Annotated in this window: 18 protein-coding genes; 8 read left to right on the top strand and 10 right to left on the bottom strand. The window is 73.2% G+C overall.

Going from position 1 to position 16,710, the window contains the following annotated elements; all coding sequences use genetic code 11:
• Positions 1-12: 12 nt before the first annotated feature.
• A complete protein-coding gene (locus ACQPXG_RS10845) occupies positions 13-612 on the top strand; it encodes a hypothetical protein (RefSeq protein ID WP_433467511.1) in 600 nt (199 codons plus the stop codon).
• Here the strand turns inward: ACQPXG_RS10845 and ACQPXG_RS10840 are convergent, their stop codons facing one another.
• A complete protein-coding gene (locus ACQPXG_RS10840) occupies positions 613-2,124 on the bottom strand; it encodes a leucyl aminopeptidase (RefSeq protein WP_433467510.1) in 1,512 nt (503 codons plus the stop codon). It lies immediately after the preceding gene.
• A gap of 107 nt (positions 2,125-2,231) precedes the next feature.
• Positions 2,232-2,399: a DUF3117 domain-containing protein gene (locus ACQPXG_RS10835; RefSeq protein ID WP_083980698.1), complete on the bottom strand. Its 168-nt coding sequence runs from the start codon at positions 2,397-2,399 to the stop codon at positions 2,232-2,234.
• Between the two features lie 260 nt (positions 2,400-2,659).
• Here ACQPXG_RS10835 and ACQPXG_RS10830 point away from each other — a divergent pair, with 260 nt between their 5' ends.
• From ACQPXG_RS10830 to ACQPXG_RS10815, 4 genes are all read left to right on the top strand, one after another.
• On the top strand, positions 2,660-3,445 hold the full coding sequence (locus tag ACQPXG_RS10830) for an enoyl-CoA hydratase-related protein (protein ID WP_433467509.1): 786 nt from the start codon (positions 2,660-2,662) through the stop codon (positions 3,443-3,445).
• Between the two features lie 127 nt (positions 3,446-3,572).
• Positions 3,573-4,337, top strand: a complete 765-nt coding sequence (locus ACQPXG_RS10825) for an ABC transporter ATP-binding protein (RefSeq protein ID WP_433467508.1) — start codon at positions 3,573-3,575, stop codon at positions 4,335-4,337.
• Positions 4,338-4,342: 5 nt separating this feature from the next.
• A complete protein-coding gene (locus ACQPXG_RS10820; RefSeq protein WP_433467507.1) occupies positions 4,343-5,677 on the top strand; it encodes an ABC transporter permease in 1,335 nt (444 codons plus the stop codon).
• Positions 5,599-6,924, top strand: a complete 1,326-nt coding sequence (locus ACQPXG_RS10815; RefSeq protein ID WP_433467506.1) for an ABC transporter permease — start codon at positions 5,599-5,601, stop codon at positions 6,922-6,924. Before ACQPXG_RS10820 ends, ACQPXG_RS10815 begins: the two co-directional genes overlap by 79 nt.
• A gap of 32 nt (positions 6,925-6,956) precedes the next feature.
• On the opposite strand, the gene ACQPXG_RS10810 is transcribed toward ACQPXG_RS10815, so the two are convergent.
• The 5 genes from ACQPXG_RS10810 to ACQPXG_RS10790 all read right to left on the bottom strand — a co-directional run bounded on the left by ACQPXG_RS10810 (position 6,957) and on the right by ACQPXG_RS10790 (position 10,959).
• The gene (locus ACQPXG_RS10810; protein WP_433467505.1) at positions 6,957-7,532 is read right to left on the bottom strand and encodes a DNA-3-methyladenine glycosylase I; all 576 of its coding nucleotides are present in this window, start codon (positions 7,530-7,532) and stop codon (positions 6,957-6,959) included.
• A gap of 14 nt (positions 7,533-7,546) precedes the next feature.
• Entirely contained in the window at positions 7,547-7,975 is a 429-nt protein-coding gene (locus ACQPXG_RS10805; RefSeq protein ID WP_433467504.1) for an SRPBCC family protein, read from the bottom strand.
• Positions 7,972-8,403 carry a hypothetical protein gene (locus ACQPXG_RS10800; RefSeq protein ID WP_433467503.1) on the bottom strand — a complete coding sequence of 144 codons (432 nt, stop codon included), beginning with the start codon at positions 8,401-8,403 and terminating at the stop codon, positions 7,972-7,974. Before ACQPXG_RS10800 ends, ACQPXG_RS10805 begins: the two co-directional genes overlap by 4 nt.
• Positions 8,404-8,609: 206 nt before the next feature.
• Positions 8,610-9,926, bottom strand: a complete 1,317-nt coding sequence (locus ACQPXG_RS10795) for an alkaline phosphatase PhoX (RefSeq protein ID WP_433467502.1) — start codon at positions 9,924-9,926, stop codon at positions 8,610-8,612.
• 127 nt (positions 9,927-10,053) lie between these two features.
• On the bottom strand, positions 10,054-10,959 hold the full coding sequence (locus tag ACQPXG_RS10790; RefSeq protein ID WP_433467501.1) for a Cgl0159 family (beta/alpha)8-fold protein: 906 nt from the start codon (positions 10,957-10,959) through the stop codon (positions 10,054-10,056).
• A gap of 115 nt (positions 10,960-11,074) precedes the next feature.
• On the opposite strand from ACQPXG_RS10790, the gene ACQPXG_RS10785 reads away from it, so the two are divergent.
• Positions 11,075-11,797: a GntR family transcriptional regulator gene (locus tag ACQPXG_RS10785; protein WP_433467500.1), complete on the top strand. Its 723-nt coding sequence runs from the start codon at positions 11,075-11,077 to the stop codon at positions 11,795-11,797.
• A 13-nt stretch (positions 11,798-11,810) separates the two neighbouring features.
• Here ACQPXG_RS10785 and ACQPXG_RS10780 read toward each other — a convergent pair whose 3' ends face one another.
• Both ACQPXG_RS10780 and ACQPXG_RS10775 read right to left on the bottom strand, forming a co-directional pair.
• The gene (locus ACQPXG_RS10780) at positions 11,811-12,632 is read right to left on the bottom strand and encodes an inositol monophosphatase family protein (RefSeq protein WP_433467499.1); all 822 of its coding nucleotides are present in this window, start codon (positions 12,630-12,632) and stop codon (positions 11,811-11,813) included.
• A 33-nt stretch (positions 12,633-12,665) separates the two neighbouring features.
• Positions 12,666-13,139, bottom strand: a complete 474-nt coding sequence (locus ACQPXG_RS10775; RefSeq protein ID WP_433467498.1) for a CBS domain-containing protein — start codon at positions 13,137-13,139, stop codon at positions 12,666-12,668.
• Between the two features lie 81 nt (positions 13,140-13,220).
• Here ACQPXG_RS10775 and ACQPXG_RS10770 point away from each other — a divergent pair, with 81 nt between their 5' ends.
• Both ACQPXG_RS10770 and ACQPXG_RS10765 read left to right on the top strand, forming a co-directional pair.
• Complete coding sequence (locus tag ACQPXG_RS10770; protein WP_433467497.1) at positions 13,221-14,240, top strand: SDR family oxidoreductase; 1,020 nt, start codon at positions 13,221-13,223, stop codon at positions 14,238-14,240.
• 52 nt (positions 14,241-14,292) lie between these two features.
• Entirely contained in the window at positions 14,293-16,098 is a 1,806-nt protein-coding gene (locus ACQPXG_RS10765) for a thiamine pyrophosphate-requiring protein (RefSeq protein WP_433467496.1), read from the top strand.
• Between the two features lie 4 nt (positions 16,099-16,102).
• Here ACQPXG_RS10765 and ACQPXG_RS10760 read toward each other — a convergent pair whose 3' ends face one another.
• Complete coding sequence (locus tag ACQPXG_RS10760) at positions 16,103-16,705, bottom strand: TIGR00730 family Rossman fold protein (RefSeq protein WP_433467495.1); 603 nt, start codon at positions 16,703-16,705, stop codon at positions 16,103-16,105.
• Positions 16,706-16,710: the final 5 nt, after the last annotated feature.

Raw genomic sequence — 16,710 nt, 5'->3', positions numbered from 1 at the left:
CCGCTCATGGACGTGACCGGGACGCGCGAGGTCTTCGCGGTGCGGAACCGGGTCACGTGGCGCGGGATCTGGCAGCTGGCGGCGTTCGTGATCCTGTTCCTGGCGTCGGTGGCGTTCATCGCGGGCGGGGTGCTGCGCGGCGCCGGCGTGGGCAGCGTCGCGATCATGATTCTCGGGGTGGCCGGGCTCGTGCTGTTCGGCGCGGGCCTGCTCGTGTCGGCCGGCGGGATGCTGGCGCGCCGTCCCGTCCTGGAGTTGGACGGCGACGGGGTGCGGCGCCCGGCACGGTGGCCGCTGCCCCGGCGGGCCGGCCGGACGCTGGCCTGGGACGACGTGACGGCGATCACGGCGCTGCGGCGCGGCGTCGGCGGCACCCGCAGGGGCGAGCAGGACTATCTCGTGTTCCTGCCGACGCCGGAGCTGGCGGAGCTGGCCCGCACGTCGGAGCGGCCGCCGCTGGTGGCGCTGACGATGCGGGACGTGCCGTCCACGGCCGCGGCGGTGCCGTGGTGCTTCGCGGTCGAGGCGGGCTGGGACGCGACGCTCCCGGAGATCGTCAAGCAGGCCAGGCGGCGCCGCCGCGTCCCGGTGATCGACCGCCGGACGAAGTGATCAGGCGGATCGCCTCTGGGGGTACGACCCCCCAGACCCCCCGTCGCTTCGCGGGTCGAGGAGCCAGTCCAGCAGCAGCCGGGTGCCGAAGCCGGTGGCGCCGCGGGTGATCTCGGCGTCCTCGGCGGTGGAGCGGCCCGGACCGGCGATGTCGAGGTGCGCCCAGGTCCGGTCGCCGGCGAACTCGCGCAGGAACAGCGCCGCGGTGATGGATCCGCCACCGTAGCCGCCGCGCCCGATGTTGTTGATGTCGGCGAGGTCGGAGTCGATCGCGGCGCGGTAGTCCTCCACGAGCGGGAGCCGCCACACGGGCTCGCCCGCCGCCGTCCCGGACCGGGTGAGCGCGGCGGCGAGGGCGTCGTCGTTGGAGAACAGCGCGGCGTGCCGCAGCCCCAGGGCGACCTTCGCGGCGCCGGTCAGGGTGGCGACGTCCACGACCACGTCCGGGTCGAGTTCGGCGTCGGCGTACGCGAGGGCGTCGGCGAGCACGAGACGCCCCTCGGCGTCGGTGTTCAGCACCTCCGAGGTCGTCCCGCCGAAGTGGGTGATCACGTCGCCGGGGCGCATCGCCGACCCGGACGGCATGTTCTCCGCCGCGGCGACAAGGCCGGTGACGCGGGCGCGGACGCCGAGGCCGCGCAGCGCGCTCATGACGGCGATGACCACGCCGCCGCCCGCCATGTCGGTCTTCATCGTCTTCATGTTGTCGTTCGGCTTCAGCGACAGGCCGCCGCTGTCGAACGTGATGCCCTTGCCGACGAGCACCACATGCCGCCCGTCCGGCTCCTCCGGGTCGTACGAAAGCTCGATCAGCCGGGGTGGCCTGGACGACCCGCCGCCGACGGCCAGCAGCCCACCGAAACCCTCGTCCACCAGCTCCTTCTCCCCGCGCACGCGGACGGTGAGGCCGACCTCCGCGGCGACCCGCTCTGCCTGGGCGGCGAGCCACGACGGGTCCTTCTCCCGGGCCGGAGTGTTGGCGAGGTCGCGGGCGAGCGCGGTGGCCCCGGCCCGCGCGGTGCCGAGCTCGATCGCCGGGGCGTCGGAGTCGGGCCCGGCCTCGGTCAGCACGGCGAGGATGCCGAGCGCCTTCCGGGCGGGCGCGGCGCCGATCTTGAACTCGTAGCAGGCGAGCAGCGCGCCCTCGACGAAGGCGGCGAGGTCGCCGGCCGGCACGCCCGCGACCAGCGCCGTCCGGCCCCTGCCGCGGCGGGCCAGCGCGGCGCCGGCCCTGCGCAGGTCGGCCGGGGCCGCATCGCCCACCCCGTAGAGCAGCAGTTCGCGAACTTGGTCACCGACGCGCACCTGCGCGGCCGTGATCTCCCCGGGCTCGCCCTTCGCCCTGTGCAGCGCCAGCAGTTCGTCCAGCGTGAACGGCAGCGACGCCGCCACCTCGGCCGCCGGGGCGACCGGCCCTGAGCGGACCGGAACCGCCACCACCTCGGCCCCGAGGTCGGCCGCGGTCTGCGACACGGTGCCGCCGGCGCCGTGCACGCGGGTCTCGATGGGCATGGCGGTAGGTCCCCCCCTGATCGGTGACGCTGTCTTCTACGGGAAATGGCAAGGGCCCCGGCGGCATCGCCGGGACCGTCACCAACAGGCCGGAAGCGGCCGGGGCGTCAGCCCACGACGTCCTTGAGGGCCTCGCCGAGCTCCTTGGCCTCGTCCGCGGAGAGTTCGACCACGAGGCGGCCGCCGCCTTCCAGAGGGACCCGCATGACGATCCCGCGTCCCTCCTTGGTCACTTCGAGCGGACCGTCTCCCGTCCGCGGCTTCATCGCCGCCATGCGTGCATCCCCTTCCTGCGTAGGGCCGCGGCCTCGCGCACCTCTGGCCGCGTGGCCGCGTGTCGCATCCGCGTCATCAGTAGTGGTCCATTATCTCGTCTTCCGGGCGCGAAGTGGTAACGATCAGCCTCCAGATCAGCAGACCGTGCGCAGGAAAGGCCGCCGAGCGGGGGCGGCGCGTGCGGGCCGGGGCTTGCCCGCCGCGTCCTGGTTCGTCGATGGTTGCCGGGGAAGATCTGTCCAGGACCGGGAGGACGACGATGTCTGAGACCGTGCTTTACGACGTGAGCGACGGTGTGGGAACGATCACACTGAACCGTCCCGACGGGATGAACTCGCTTACCGCCGAGATGAAGGAGGCGCTGCGCGCGGCGGTCGTGCGCGCCGCCGCCGACCCGGCCGTCCGCGCGGTCGTCCTGACCGGTGCCGGACGCGCCTTCTGCGCGGGTCAGGACCTCCGGGAGCACGGCGACAACCTCGCCGCGGGCAAGGGCCTGGACGACACCGTCCGCAGGCACTACAACCCGATCGTGCTGGCGATCGCGGGGATGCGGAAGCCGGTGGTGGCGGCGGTGAACGGCGTGGCGGCGGGCGCGGGCGCGTCGCTGGCGTTCGCGTGCGACCTGATCGTCGCGTCCGACAGGGCCCGCTTCGCGACCGCCTTCACCGGCATCGGCCTCGCCCCCGACAGCGGCATGTCGTGGACGCTGCAGCGCCTCGTCGGCCGCGCGAAGGCCGCCGAACTGCTGCTGCTCGGCGAGCCGGTCAAGGCGCCGGAGGCCCTGGAGATGGGCCTGGTGACGCGGGTCGTCCCGGCGGACGAGCTGGCCCCGGCGTCGGTGGAACTGGCGCGGCGCCTCGCGTCCGGCCCGACGGTCTCCTACGGCGCGGTCAAGGCGGCGCTCGACTTCGCGGCGACGCACGACCTGTCGTCCGCCCTCGAACGGGAGGCCGAGCTCCAGGACGAGTGCGAGAAGACCAGCGACCACCACAACGCGACCGAGGCGTTCCTGAAGAAGCAGCAACCGGCCTTCGAGGGCCGTTAGCCGCCGTTCCCCCGGGGGCCACGTCTGCCTCGGGCCTTCCGTCGGGTGGAGGTAGGGCCTTCCCCCGCATGGGGAGGGGAGTCCGCGCCACTGTGGGTGAGGGGTCCGCGGCGGTTTGCTGGACGGCATGACGCAGACGACCGCCGCACCCCCTGCCGGGCAGGTTCACGACCATGTCGCCGTGGCGCGCGACGTGGTGAAGTCGTACGGGACGGGCGACGGCGCGGTGACCGCGCTGCGCGGTGTGTCCGCGGCCTTCCCGCGGGGCCGGTTCACCGCGATCATGGGCCCGTCCGGTTCCGGGAAGTCGACGTTCCTGCACTGCCTGGCCGGGCTGGACACCGTCTCGTCCGGCTCGGTGCTGATCGGGGACGTCGACATCACCAAGCTGTCCCGGACGCGGCTGACGAAGCTGCGCCGCGACCGTCTCGGGTTCGTGTTCCAGTCGTTCAACCTGCTGCCGATGCTGACGGCGGAGGAGAACATCCGGCTGACCGGGCGGCTCGGGAACCGGCGGGCCGACCGCGAGTGGTTCGCCGCGATCGTGGACGCGCTCGGGCTGCGGGAGCGGCTGGCGCACCGTCCGGCCGAGCTGTCGGGCGGGCAGCAGCAGCGGGTCGCGGTGGCGCGGGCGCTGCTGACCCGGCCGGAGGTCCTGTTCGCGGACGAGCCGACCGGCAACCTCGACTCCCGGTCGGGCGCCGAGGTGCTCGGGTTCCTGCGCACCGCCGTGGACGCCTACCGGCAGACGGTGATCATGGTGACGCACGATCCGGGGGCCGCCGCGCACGCCGACCGGGTGCTGTTCCTGGCCGACGGGGCGATCGTGCACGAACTGCTTCAGCCCACGATCGACCGGGTGCACGCCGTGATGCGCCGGATGGAGGGCTGACCGGCATGTGGCTGATCGCGCGCCGCTCCTTCGCCGAGGGCTGGATGCGGCTGGCCGCCACCCTGCTGGCGGCCGTCTTCTCGATCGGGCTGATCGCGGGCTCCCTGCAGTTCACGCTGCGGGCGCAGGAGGCGGTGTCGGGCAGCGACGCCAGCGAGTACTCCCGCGCGGACGTGCTCGTCCAGGGCGGGTCGGCCGACCCCGACGACCCGTACTCGGCGCCGGACGGCCGGGTCGCGCTCGCCGAGGTGGCGGGACGTCCCGGTGTGGCCGGGGTGGCGGGGGACGCGATGGTCCCGGTGACCGCGACCGGTTCCGGCGGCAAGACGATCCTGCCGCCGGCCGGCGCCCGGACGACGCTGCGGCCCTGGACGTCCGACGACCGCCTCAACCCGTACCACCTGGAGTCGGGCCGCGCGCCCGCCGCCGACGGCGAGGTCGCGGTCACCCGGCACGTCGCCCGCGCGGGGAAGCTGGACGTCGGCGACCCGCTGCAGGTGATGCTCCCGAAGCAGAGCCGGAAGATGCGGATCGTCGGGATCGTCACCGTGCAGGGGCACAGTGCCGTGGCGAGCGGGGATCTGCTGCTGGCACCGCCGGAGACCGTCCGGCAGGCGGCGGGGCTTCCGGCGGGGACGTGGCAGAGCGTCTGGGTGAGATCGGCGGGCGGTCCGCCGGCGAGGCTGCGCGGCGACCTGGCCCGCGACCTCGGCAAGGACGTGACCGTCCGGACGGCGGCGGGCGTCCGGCATGCCCAGTCGGCCGACCTGCAGGGCGCCGGCGCGTCGGTCGGCGGCGCCATCGGCATGCTCTCGTCCGTCGCCGTGTTCGTGGGGCTGTTCGTCGTCGCCAACACGTTCGGCACGCTCGTCCGGCAGCGGACCCGGCGCCTGGCGCTGCTGAGCGCGCTCGGCGCGACGCCGCGGCAGATCAAGCGGCTGATCCGGTTCGAGGCCCTCGCGCTCGGCGTCGTCGCCTCGGCCGGCGGCGTGCTGCTCGGCTACCCGGTGTCGGGCCTGCTCACCCGGCTGTTCGCCGAAGACGGCTTCGACATCACTGCGGCCGACGCGCAGTTCGGCTGGATCGCGCTCGCGGTCCCCGCCGCGGCGGGGGTCTTCGTCACGCAGCTGGCGGCCTGGCGGGCCGCGCGCCGGGCCGCCCGGATCTCGCCCATGCAGGCGCTGCGGGCCGCGAGCGCGGACACGCCCGGCCGCCGCTGGCCCCGCCTCCTCGGCGCGTTCGCGGTGTCGCCTGCGCGTGGATGTTCTTCGGCCCGGTGTGGGCGATCAGGGCCGAGGAACCGCCCGGCCCCGAACGCACCGTCGGCACCTGCGTGCTGATCCTGATGGGCTGCATGACGACGGTGGCGGCGCTCGCCGTCCTCGCCCCGTTCTTCGTCGGCCCCCTCGGCGGCCTGGTCGGGCGGCTCGGGACGGCCGTCAGCGGCGAGGCCGGGCGGCTCGCCCGCGCCACGATCACCCGCAGCCCGCGCCGCGTGTCGTCGGCCGCGTCGTCCCTCATGCTCGGCGTCGCGCTGGTCGGCGCGACCGCGCTGATCGTCCTGACGGTGGACGCGCGGTTCGACGCGACCGGCCGGCAGGTGATGCGGGCCGACCACGCGATCGCCGCGGCCGGCATGACGTCCGACGGCCCGGCGCCCCTCCCCCGCGACACGGTGGCGAAGGCCGCCGCCGTGCCCGGCGTGTCCGCCGCGGCGGCGCTCACGGTGTCGGACATCAAGCTCGTGTCGCCCGCGCCCAAGCGACCGTCGCCCGAGGAGGACCCGGAACCCGTCTACCTCACCGTGATGGGCGCCGACCAGGACGCGCTGCCCTCCGTCCTGAGGTTCGGCGGGCGCCTCCCCCGACTGGGCCCCGGCGAGATCGCGCTCACCTCCACGATCATGAAGGGGCAGAAGATCGGGAAGGGGCAGAAGATCGTCGTCCGCGGCGCCCAGGGCAGAGTCACGCTCACCGTCGCCGCCGCCTACCACGACCCGTCCCACCTGTTCGCGGACCAGGCGATCGTCTCGCCGGCCACGATGGACCGGCTGGACCCGGACGCGTCCACCCAGGCCGTCCTCGTCCGCGGCGGCTCCGAACGGGCCCTGACCCGCGCGTTCGCCGACGTTCCCGGCGTGGAGGTCCTGGACAGGTCCGGTTACGTGAAGACGGCGTCCAGCGCGATGACGAAGGGCATGCGGGTCATCTACGGCTTCATCGGGATGGCGCTCGTCCTCGCCCTCTTCGGCATGGCGACCACCGTCTCGATGAGCGTCGGCGAGCGGACCCGCGAGTTCGGGCTGCTCGGCGCGGTCGGCGCGACGATGGCGCAGATCCGCTCGATCGTCCGCTGGGAGGCCGCGACGGTCGTGCTGCTGGGCAGCCTGCTCGGCATCGGCACGGCCCTCGGCACCGTCTTCCTGATGCATGTGGCCACGGGCAGCTCGTTCCTGGCGCCGAACCCGCCGTGGTGGCTGTTCGCGGCGGTCGTCGCCGGCGCCGCCGCCGTCACCCTCGCGACCTCCGCCCTCCCGGCCCGCAGAGCCGCCGCGGTCCCCGTCCTCGAAGCCGCCAAAGCCGAGTAGTCACCTGTAGGCGTGGTCACCTGTAGGCGTGGTCACCTGTACGCGTGGTGGCGGTGGCATCCGGTGAGGTGGTCGTCCACCAGGCCGCAGGCCTGCATGAGGGCGTAGGCGGTGGTGGGGCCCACGAAGCGGAAGCCCTGTTTCTTGAGGTGCTTGGCAAGGGCCTTGGAGGCGTCGGTGGAGGCGGGGACGTCGGCCATGTCGGTGTAGGCCGGGGAGTCGGGGTCGGCGTAGCGCCAGACGGTCTCGGCGAGGCCGCCGGAAAGGTCGAGGGACGCGCGGGCGTTGCCGATGGCGGCGTCGATCTTCGCGCGGTTGCGGACGATCGCGGCGTCGCCCATCAGGCGGTCGACGTCGTCCGGGCCGAACGCGGCGACCTTCTCGGGGTCGAAGCCGCAGAACGCGGCCCGGAAGCCCTCGCGTTTGCGCAGGATCGTCAGCCACGACAGCCCCGACTGGAACGCCTCCAGGCACAGCCGCTCGTAAAGGCCCTGGTCGTCGCGGACCGGCCGGCCCCACTCCTCGTCGTGGTAGGCGACGTAGTCGGGTGCCGACAGGCCCCACGGGCAGCGGGCCAGCCCGTCCTCGCCCAGAATCGCGGTGCTCACCCGCCCGTTCTACCTCACGCCTGCGACAGAACGGCCAGCCGGCGGAGCCCGACGGTCATGAACGCCTTCACGACCGGTCCCGCGACCAGCCATCCGGCGCGCCCGAGCGGGCCGAGCGGAAGGTCGACGCGCTCCGCCCAGATGACGCGGCTGCCCGATCCCGCTGGGACGATCTTGAAGAACGCCTCGCCGCGCACCACCCGGCCGGTGTGCCGGACGGCGACGCGGCGCCCCTCCCGCCAGTCGGTGATCACCATGGTGTCGAGGAAGCCGACCGGGCCGATCCCCGTCCACGCCTTCAGCTCGTCGCCGGTCTTGTCGCCGCCTTCGGCGCGGGTGAACGGCATCCACTCGGCATGTCGCGGCCAGTCGGTCAGGACCTCGAAGACACGCTCGGGCGGAGCCTGCGAGAGCGCCTCGGCATGCACGGCGACCTGGCTCACTGCTGCTGTTCCTCCGTCGCGGTCTCCGGCTCCACGGTGTCCTTGCCGAGCAGTACCCCGTTCGCCGAGGGCTCCTCGATGCCGTGCAGCGCACCGACCGGGCGGGCCGACTCCCCCTCGCCGATGCGGCGCCGCAGGTCGCGCAGCTGCCGTTCCAGCTCGGCCACGCGGTCGTCACGCTCGTGCAGGGCTTCGGTGAGGCGGTCGACGGCCTCGTCCGTCACCTGCATCTGGTAGCCCCAGATGGTCGCGGGGAACCGGAACCGGGAGCCCACCCGGCCGAGGATCGGCCGTCCCCGGGCGTCCTCCCGGAGCGGCGCGTAGTCGGGATGGGTCTCGGCCAGCTCGCCGCCCCTGCCCATGGCGAGGACGACGACGGCGCCCAGCACGGCCACGCCGGCCAGGACGAGAACCACGACCACGATCACGCTCCGATCTCACGGCACCCCATAGGGGAGACGAATCCCAGTCCCCGATCGTGCCACGCCTGGCGGCAAGGGTCGCAAGAGCGGGCGGACCTTTCGCGGGACGCGCCGTCGGGCACCGGGCACGTTTGACGCGAACATGGACGCGGACGCGGGCGCGGGCGCGGCGCCCCGGCGAACCGTGCGGAACGGCCCGCCGGGGGTTCCGCCTAGCCTCGGAGCTGGTGCCAGGGACCGGTGATGGCGAACGTCGCGCCCGGGTCGGACTGGCGGTTGGCGAACAGGATGCGCCCGTCCGGGGAGAACGTGACGCCGGTGAACTCGCTGCCGTTGAGGGCGTTGCGCGCCATCGCGAACGGCTTGTTCTCGCGGGTGGTGCCGATGAGGTACTGCTCGCCGTCGCCGTCCTCGGCCAGAATCACGCCGCCGCCGTACGGGGAGACGGTGATGTTGTCGGGGCCGTCGAAACGCCCGCCCGGCTTGAAGATGAGCTGCAGCTCGATCTCGTTCTTGTGCGGGTCGTACGTCCAGACCTGTCCGGCGTGGTCGGCTGCGCCGCCGTCGGCCTTCTTGGAGTAGCTGCAGACGAAGTACGCCTTGCCGTGACCCCACCAGGCGCCTTCGAGCTTCTGGCTCCGGGTGATCGTGTCGAACTGCTTGCGGACGGACGTCGACTTCGCCGACGGGTCCGGGACCTCCACCCACTGGGCGCGCAGCCGCGTCCCGGGCTCCTGCACGGCCGACAGGTCCGGGACGCCGCGGACGTTGAGGGCCTCCAGCTTCCCGCCCGCCATGTAGGCGTGGTAGCCGCCGCGGTGGGCGCGGGGACGGAACCGGTAGAACAGCCCGAACGGCTTGGCGGCGTCCTCGGTCAGGTACGCGGTGAGGGTGTGCGGGTCGACGGCGACGGCCTCGTGCGCGAACCGGCCGAGCCCCGTCAGCGGAACCGGTTCGGTGCGCCGGCCCTCCGGGTCGACCTCGAACACCCAGCCGTGGCTCTTGGTCTCGCCGGTGAACCCCTCGGTCTCCTCGCAGGTCAGCCACGTTCCCCAGGGGGTGCGGCCGCCGGCGCAGTTCGTCGACGTCCCGGCGAGGCTGACGTACTGCGACAGCAGGTTGCCGCGGCTGTCGACCTCCAGCGTGGTGGTGCCGCCGTTGGCCGCCGGGTCGTAGGTCAGCTCGGCGGGCGCCACGGCGCGGGTGCCGTTGTTGCTCTGCTCGTGGTTGCGGACCAGCCGGGTGCGGCCGTGCCTGCCGCCGGGGAACGTGGCCGTCCCGTCGTGGTGCCCCGGGACGACGACGCCGTCGGAGATGGGATCGCCCTCGACCGACAGCGTCTTGTAAGAGAAACCCTTGGGCAGGTCCAGGACGCCTTTGGGGTCGGGAATGAGCGGGCCGTAGCCGTACGCCTCCCCTGTTTCAGCACCCGCGGAGGTCTGGAAGATTCCGTCCAGGCTTCCGGCGAGGGCGATGGACAGCGCGCCGGCCGCGCCGCCCTTGACGACTCCGCGACGGGTCACGGACATGGGCACTCCTTCGTGAGGGGATCACGCGGGAGCCTGGTCGCCGCCCCTGAACCGGCGGTGAACGAGCACCGGCCGGACGGCAAACCCCCAGGACAATCTTGCTCTGGGCGCCGCCCGGCCGTGCGTCCTACAGGGCCTCCACCGCGGCGTCCACGGCCGCCGCGACGTCACCGTCCGGGGGGTAGAGGAGCGAGCGGCCGACGACGAGGCCCCGGACGGTGGGGAGGCGCAGCGCGCGGCGCCACCCTTCGAGGGCGGCGCGCGGGTCGGCGGAGACTTCGCCGCCGAGGAGCAGGGCGGGCAGGGTGGAGGCGGCCATGACGCGCTCCATGTCCGGGACGACGGGGACCTTCAGCCAGGTGCGCGCCGAGGTGGCGCCGAGGCCGGAGGCGATGGCGATCGCACGCATCATCGCCTCGGGAGACAGGTCGTTGCGGACGCGGCCGTCGACGCGGCGGGAGACGAACGGCTCGACCATCGCCATGAGCCCGTGCCCGGCGAGGTCCGTCACCGCGCGGGCGCAGCCCTCCAGGGTGTCCGCGGTGGCCGGGTCGTCGGCGTCCACGCGCAGCAGCATCTTGCCGCCGTCGAAGCGGGACGCGGCGATGGCGCCGGCGCTGTAGGCGGTGAAGCGGTCGTCGATCTCGAAGGACGCCCCGGCGAGCCCGCCGCGGTTCATCGAGCCGATCACGATCTTGTGCTCCAGGACGCCGAGGAGCAGCAGGTCTTCGAGCACGTCGGGGGTGGCCATCACACCGTCCACGCCCGGCCGTTCCAGCGCGGTGCAGATCCGGTCGAGCAGCTCGCCGCGGTCGGCCATGGCGACCGGGTCGCCGCCGGCCGCGAGGGCGCCGCGCGCGGGATGGTCGGCGGCAATGATCATCAGCCGTCCGGTCTCACCGAGCAGCGCCGGGCGCCGGGCACGCCGCCCGGCCGCCTCGGCGATGGACTCCGGCCGCACGGCCCGGGTCTCGGTCAGCCCCGCGATCCGCCGGGCGCGCGTCCCGGCCGGGGACTCCGTGTCGAGCGTCATACCGCCACCTGCCTCACTGAAACTTTGTCATGACATTAGGAGGTAATAAGTTAAGCACACAACGGAAGGTACGATCGTCCCGGGACGAGAGGGGGCCTGGGTGTACCGACCGCGCGTGACCGTGGACCGCGGCAGCCCGGTGCCGCTGTACTACCAGCTCGCGCAGCACCTGGAGGCGGCGATCCGGGCCGGCGAGCTGACCCCGGGCACCCGGCTGGAGAACGAGGTCGAGCTCGCCGGCCGCTGCGGGCTGTCGCGCCCGACCGTCCGGCAGGCGATCCAGCACCTCGTCGACCGGGGGCTGCTCGTGCGCAAGCGGGGCGTCGGCACGCAGGTCGTGCAGTCGGAGATCCGCCGCCCGATCGAGCTGACCAGCCTGCACGACGACCTCGCGGCGGCCGGCCGGGAACCGCGCACCGAGGTGCTCGAACTCGGCCCGGTCCCCGCCTCGGACGGGGTGGCCAAGGAGCTGGGCGTTCCGCCCGGCGCCGAGGTCACCCGGATGCGCCGGATCCGTTTCACCGGTGACGAGCCGCTCGCCCTGCTCACCAACTACCTGCCGGGCGGCGTGCTCGCGGTGACCGAGGACGACCTCGCCGGGCACGGCCTGTACGAGCTGCTCCGCTCGACCGGCGTCAACCTGCGCATCGCGAACCAGACCATCGGCGCACGCGGCGCGACGGCGGCCGAGGCCCGGCTGCTGGACGAGCGGCGCGGCGTCCCGCTGCTGACCATGACCCGCACCGCCTACGACGACAAGGGCGCCGCGATCGAGCACGGCAGCCACGTCTACCGCGCCGACCGCTACTCCTTCGCGCTCACCCTCGTCGAGCGCTGACCGCCGGCGGTGCTCACACGCCCTTCAGGTCGGTGACGCCGGCCATGACGGAGCCCTCCAGGTCGAAGCCGCCCACGCACGCCAGGTATCCGGGAGCGTCCCAGTCGTCGCCGCCCGGCTCGCCGCGGAGCGGGACGTACGTGCCGCCGGCCTGCCTGACCAGCAGCATGCCCGCCGCGATGTCCCACGCGTTGATGGACGAGTCGTAGGCGACGTCGGTCCAGCCGGCGGCGACGTGCGCGAGGGTGAGCGCGGCGCTGCCGGGGCGGCGCACGGTGGCGAACGCGTCCACCATCAGGCCGAAGCGCCGCAGCGCCTCCTCCCGGTCACCGCTCAGGTCGTGCGCGCTCGGGAAGGACGTGGCCACGACGGCGGTCTCGTCGCGGGGCGCCCCGCGGCTCCGCATCGGCTCGCCGTTGCAGGTGGCGCCGCCGAGGGACGCGGTGAACATGTCGTCCCGCACCGGGTCGTACACCGCGCCGGCGACCAGCTCACCGCCCGCGACGGCGCCGATGGAGACGCAGAAGAACGGCAGGCCGACGGCGAAGTTGGCGGTCCCGTCGATCGGGTCCACGTACCAGCGGACGTCGTCGGACTCGCCGCGCGCGCCGCCCTCCTCGCCCACGACGACGCTGCCCGGCGTGTGCTTGCCGAGGACCTCCCGGATGGTCTCCTCCGCCGCGCGGTCGTGCTCGGTCACCGGGTCGTGCATGTCGCGCTTGGTGTCGACCTGGGGCCGCGAGCGGAACGCCGTCCGCAGCCGGTCGCCGGTGGCGCGGGCGGCGATCTCGGCGATTCCGGCGAGCTCCCGCGAGGCGGGGACATCGACGCTCATTCGTCTCCTTCGATGGCGTGGGTGAACGGCCGGTCAGGCGTCGCCGGCGGCCGGGAGCAGGCGGTCCAGCAGGTGGGCGGCGGTGACGACGCCGATCACCGCGCCCTTCTCGGGGTGCCGTTCGTCGTCGGAGACGGCGACCACGGGGCTGCGGGCGCCGGCCATGACGCTGGCGATCTCCATCACGGTCGCGTCCGCGTCGACGACCGGGAGCGGCGTCCGCTCGTCTTCCAGCAGGTCGGCGACGGTGCGGTCGGCGAGCTTGGCGCAGAGCCGGTCGGCGTGCCGCTCGTCGTAGACGCGGGCGAGGTTCGGATCGTCCCGGACGTGCGGCGGGACGATCTGGCGCAGCAGCCGCGAGCCCGGGACCACCGCGACCGCGCGGCGCCGATCGTCCACGACGACCAGGCCGGGCAGGCCCCGGCCCGCCAGGAGCCGGGCCGCGTCCATCGCGGTGTCGTCCGGTGTCACGGTGGGGTACTCGATGGCGAGGTCGCGGGCGCGCACACCACGACGGTATCCGAGCCGCGCCCGGCGCCATGGCGGGGCTTGCGTTACAGAGCCCTTGTCACGGGCAGTGGGGATGAGATGAAGCACAGGATCGGTAAGGACACCGTCGTCGCGGTGACGGGCGCCACCGGCGGCATCGGCCGCGCCACCGCGGTGGCGTTCGCGCGGCGCGGTGCACAGGTCGCCCTGCTCGCCCGCGGCGAGGAAGGGCTGGACGGCGCCGCCGACGACGTCACGTCCGCCGGCGGGCGCGCCCTCCCGATCGGCGTGGACGTGGCCGACCCCGGAGGCGTGGACGCGGCGGCGCAGCGGGCCGAGGACGAGCTGGGCCCGATCGACGTGTGGGTCAACGTGGCCTTCTCCTCGGTGTTCGCGCCGTTCTGGGAGATCGAGCCGGACGAGTTCAAGCGCACCACCGAGGTCACCTACCTCGGCTACGTCAACGGCACCCGCGCCGCGCTGAAGCGGATGATGCCGCGCGACCGCGGCGTGATCGTCCAGTGCGGGTCGGCGCTGGCCTACCGGGGCATCCCGCTGCAGAGCGCCTACTGCGGTTCCAAGCACGCCGTCCAGGGGATGCACGACTCCCTGCGGGCGGAGCTGATGCACGAGCGCAGCGGCGTGAAGGTAACGATGGTGCAGATGCCGGCGGTCAACACGCCGCAGTTCGACTGGGTGCTCAACCGGCTGCCGCGCCGCCCCCAGCCCGTCCCGCCCATCTACCAGCCGGAGGTCGCGGCGGACGCGCTCGTCTACGCCGCCGAGCATCCGGGGCGCCGCGAGTACTGGGTCGGCGGCAGCACGGTCGGGACGATCCTCGCGAACAAGGTCGCGGCCGGGCTCCTGGACCGCTACCTGGCGCGGACCGGGTTCAAGTCGCAGCAGACCGAGAAGCGCACCCGCGCGGACCAGCCCGCCAATCTCTGGGAACCCGCCGACGACACCGCCGACCACGGCGGCCACGGCCGGTTCGACGAGCAGGCCCACGCGCGCAGCCCGCAGGTCTGGGCGGGGCGCCACAAGTACCTGGTGGGGGCGGCGACGGCCGGCGCCGCCGCGGGCGCGGCGGCCGGCGCGGCGAAGCTGCTGCGGCGCTGACGGGCCGCTGCGGCGATGACGCACGACGAGTTGACGAGGAGAGGAGACTTCGATGGCGCAGCAAGTGGCCGACTACGTCCTCCACCGGCTGACCGAATGGGGCGTGGACCGGGTCTACGGGTACCCGGGCGACGGCATCAACGGAATGCTCGGCGCGTTCGACCGGGCCGAGGGGAAGCCGGAGTTCATCCAGGCGCGGCACGAGGAGATGTCCGCGTTCATGGCCTGCGGCCACGCCAAGTTCACCGGTGAGGTGGGCGTCTGCACGGCCACGTCGGGACCGGGCGCGATCCACCTGCTGAACGGCCTGTACGACGCCAAGCTGGACCACCAGCCCGTGGTCGCGATCGTCGGGCAGCAGAAGCGCCTCGCCCAGGGCACGCACTACCAGCAGGAAGTGAACCTGGAGAACCTGTTCTCCGACGTCTCGGAGTACTGCCAGATCGTGATGCACCCCGGGCAGATGCGGCACGTGATCGACCGGGCGTTCAAGACGGCGCTGACCACCCGCGGTGTCGCCGCGATCATCATCCCGGAGGACGTCCAGGAGTCGGACGCGATGCCGTCGCCGCCCAAGGAGCACGGCTCGGTTTACTCCAGCGTGGGCTGGAGCCGGCCCCGCGTCCTGCCGAACAAGGAGGAGCTGCGGAAGGCCGCGGACATCCTCAACGAGGGCGGCAAGGTCGCCATGCTCATCGGCCAGGGCGCCGCGGACGCCGAGGCCGAGGTGATCGAGACCGCCGAGCTGCTCGGCGCCGGGATCGCCAAGGCGCTGCTCGGCCGCGAGGTCGTCCCCGACGACCTGCCGTTCGTCACCGGGCCGATCGGGCTGCTCGGCTCCAAGGCCAGCGACGAGATGATGATGAACTGCGACACGCTGTTCATGATCGGCACGAGCTTCCCGTACGCCGAGTGGCTGCCGGACGAGGGCAGCTGCCGCGGCGTCGAGATCGACATCGACGGCCGCATGATCGGCATCCGCTACCCGATGGACGCGCACGTCGTCGGGGACGCCGCGGAGACGCTCCGGGAGCTGATCCCGCTGCTGCGGCGCAAGAAGGACCGCGCCTGGCGCGAGGAGATCGAGGAGAACGTCCGCGCCTGGGACGCCGTGATGGCGAAGCGGGCGGGCCAGAGCTTCGAGGGCAAGATCAATCCGCAGGCGGTCGCGCACGAGCTGTCCCCGCTGCTGCCGGACGGCGCCATCCTCACCGCGGACTCCGGGTCGGCCACCAACTGGTGGGCCCGGCACATCAAGCTCCGGGACGGGATGCGGGCGTCGCTGTCGGGCACCCTCGCCACGATGGGGCCCGGTGTCCCGTACGCGATCGCGGCCCGGTTCGCCTACCCCGGCCGCCCGGTCATCTGCTTCGTCGGCGACGGCGCGTTCCAGATGAACGGCATGAACGAGATGATCACCGTGAAGCGGTACGCCGAGCGGATGGCCGGCTCACCGCCGCTGATCTTCGCCGTCTTCAACAACCAGGACCTCAACCAGGTGACCTGGGAGCAGCGCGCGATGGGCGGCGACCCCAAGTACGAGGGGTCGCAGAGCATCCCGGACTTCCCGTACGCCAAGTACGCCGAGCTGGCGGGGCTCCGGGGCATCTACTGCGACGAGCCCGGGAAGGTGACCGACGCGTGGCGGGAGGCCCTCGCCAGTGACCGGCCCGTCGTGCTGGAGTTCGTGGTCGACAACGAGATCGCCCCGATCCCGCCGCACATCATGAAGGACCAGGCCAAGAAGGCGGTCAAGGCCGGGCTCAAGGACCCGCAGAAGATCGGCATCGCGGCCCGCGGCTTCCGCCAGAAGCTCACCGACATGTACGAGAACATGCCGGGCCGCAAACACGACTGACGGGCTAGAGTTCCGCCTCCGCGTAGTCCTCGGGGGAGAACTCGATGCGGGGCTGCGACCGCTCCAGGAGGTCGAACGCCTCGGGGACGGAGTTCGTCCAGCCGATGGCGTCCCAGATCTTGGGGCGGGCGAAGCCCTGCTCGGTCAGCCCGGTCATGAGCTCGCGGAGCGGCTCGTAGACGCCGGTCGGGTCGAGGATGACGACCGGCTTGTCGTGCATGGCGAGGGCGCGGGCCGTCCAGACCTCGAACAGCTCCTCCAGCGTGCCGATGCCGCCGGGCAGGATGAGGAACGCGTCGCTGCGCCGGTCCATCTCGCCCTTGCGGTCCCGCATGTCCGCGGTGACGATCAGCTCGTCGTTGTCCTCGTCGGAGATCTCGGCGCTGACGAGGCCCTCGGGGATCACGCCGACGGTACGGGCGCCGCCCTCCCGCGCGGCGCGGGCGACGGCGCCCATGCACGACACCCGGCCGCCGCCGCTGACGAGGCTGTGCCCGCGCCGGGCGAGCTCGGCGCCCGCCTCCGCGGCGAGATCGACGTAGCGGCGGTCGATCTTGCCGCTGGAGGAGCAGAACACACAGATGGCGAGGGGTTCAGGCGCTGTCACCCCGT

Source organism: Spirillospora sp. CA-128828, from assembly GCF_050945415.1.
Lineage (GTDB): Bacteria > Actinomycetota > Actinomycetes > Streptosporangiales > Streptosporangiaceae > Spirillospora.
The sequence above is the reverse complement of the archived record's forward strand: the minus strand, read 5'-3'. Positions and strand labels throughout refer to the sequence as shown.

Excerpts from the sequence above, each read along its gene's own strand:
- ACQPXG_RS10830 (WP_433467509.1), top strand. The coding sequence starts at position 2,660 with ATGTCTGAGACCGTGCTTTACGACGTGAGCGACGGTGTGGGAACGATC.
- ACQPXG_RS10825 (WP_433467508.1), top strand. The coding sequence starts at position 3,573 with ATGACGCAGACGACCGCCGCACCCCCTGCCGGGCAGGTTCACGACCAT.
- ACQPXG_RS10790 (WP_433467501.1), bottom strand. The coding sequence starts at position 10,959 with ATGACGCTCGACACGGAGTCCCCGGCCGGGACGCGCGCCCGGCGGATC.
- ACQPXG_RS10770 (WP_433467497.1), top strand. The coding sequence starts at position 13,221 with ATGAAGCACAGGATCGGTAAGGACACCGTCGTCGCGGTGACGGGCGCC.
- ACQPXG_RS10840 (WP_433467510.1), bottom strand. The coding sequence starts at position 2,124 with ATGCCCATCGAGACCCGCGTGCACGGCGCCGGCGGCACCGTGTCGCAG.
- ACQPXG_RS10795 (WP_433467502.1), bottom strand. The coding sequence starts at position 9,926 with ATGTCCGTGACCCGTCGCGGAGTCGTCAAGGGCGGCGCGGCCGGCGCG.
- ACQPXG_RS10820 (WP_433467507.1), top strand. The coding sequence starts at position 4,343 with ATGTGGCTGATCGCGCGCCGCTCCTTCGCCGAGGGCTGGATGCGGCTG.
- ACQPXG_RS10780 (WP_433467499.1), bottom strand. The coding sequence starts at position 12,632 with ATGAGCGTCGATGTCCCCGCCTCGCGGGAGCTCGCCGGAATCGCCGAG.
- ACQPXG_RS10835 (WP_083980698.1), bottom strand. The coding sequence starts at position 2,399 with ATGGCGGCGATGAAGCCGCGGACGGGAGACGGTCCGCTCGAAGTGACC.
- ACQPXG_RS10815 (WP_433467506.1), top strand. The coding sequence starts at position 5,599 with ATGTTCTTCGGCCCGGTGTGGGCGATCAGGGCCGAGGAACCGCCCGGC.
- ACQPXG_RS10765 (WP_433467496.1), top strand. The coding sequence starts at position 14,293 with ATGGCGCAGCAAGTGGCCGACTACGTCCTCCACCGGCTGACCGAATGG.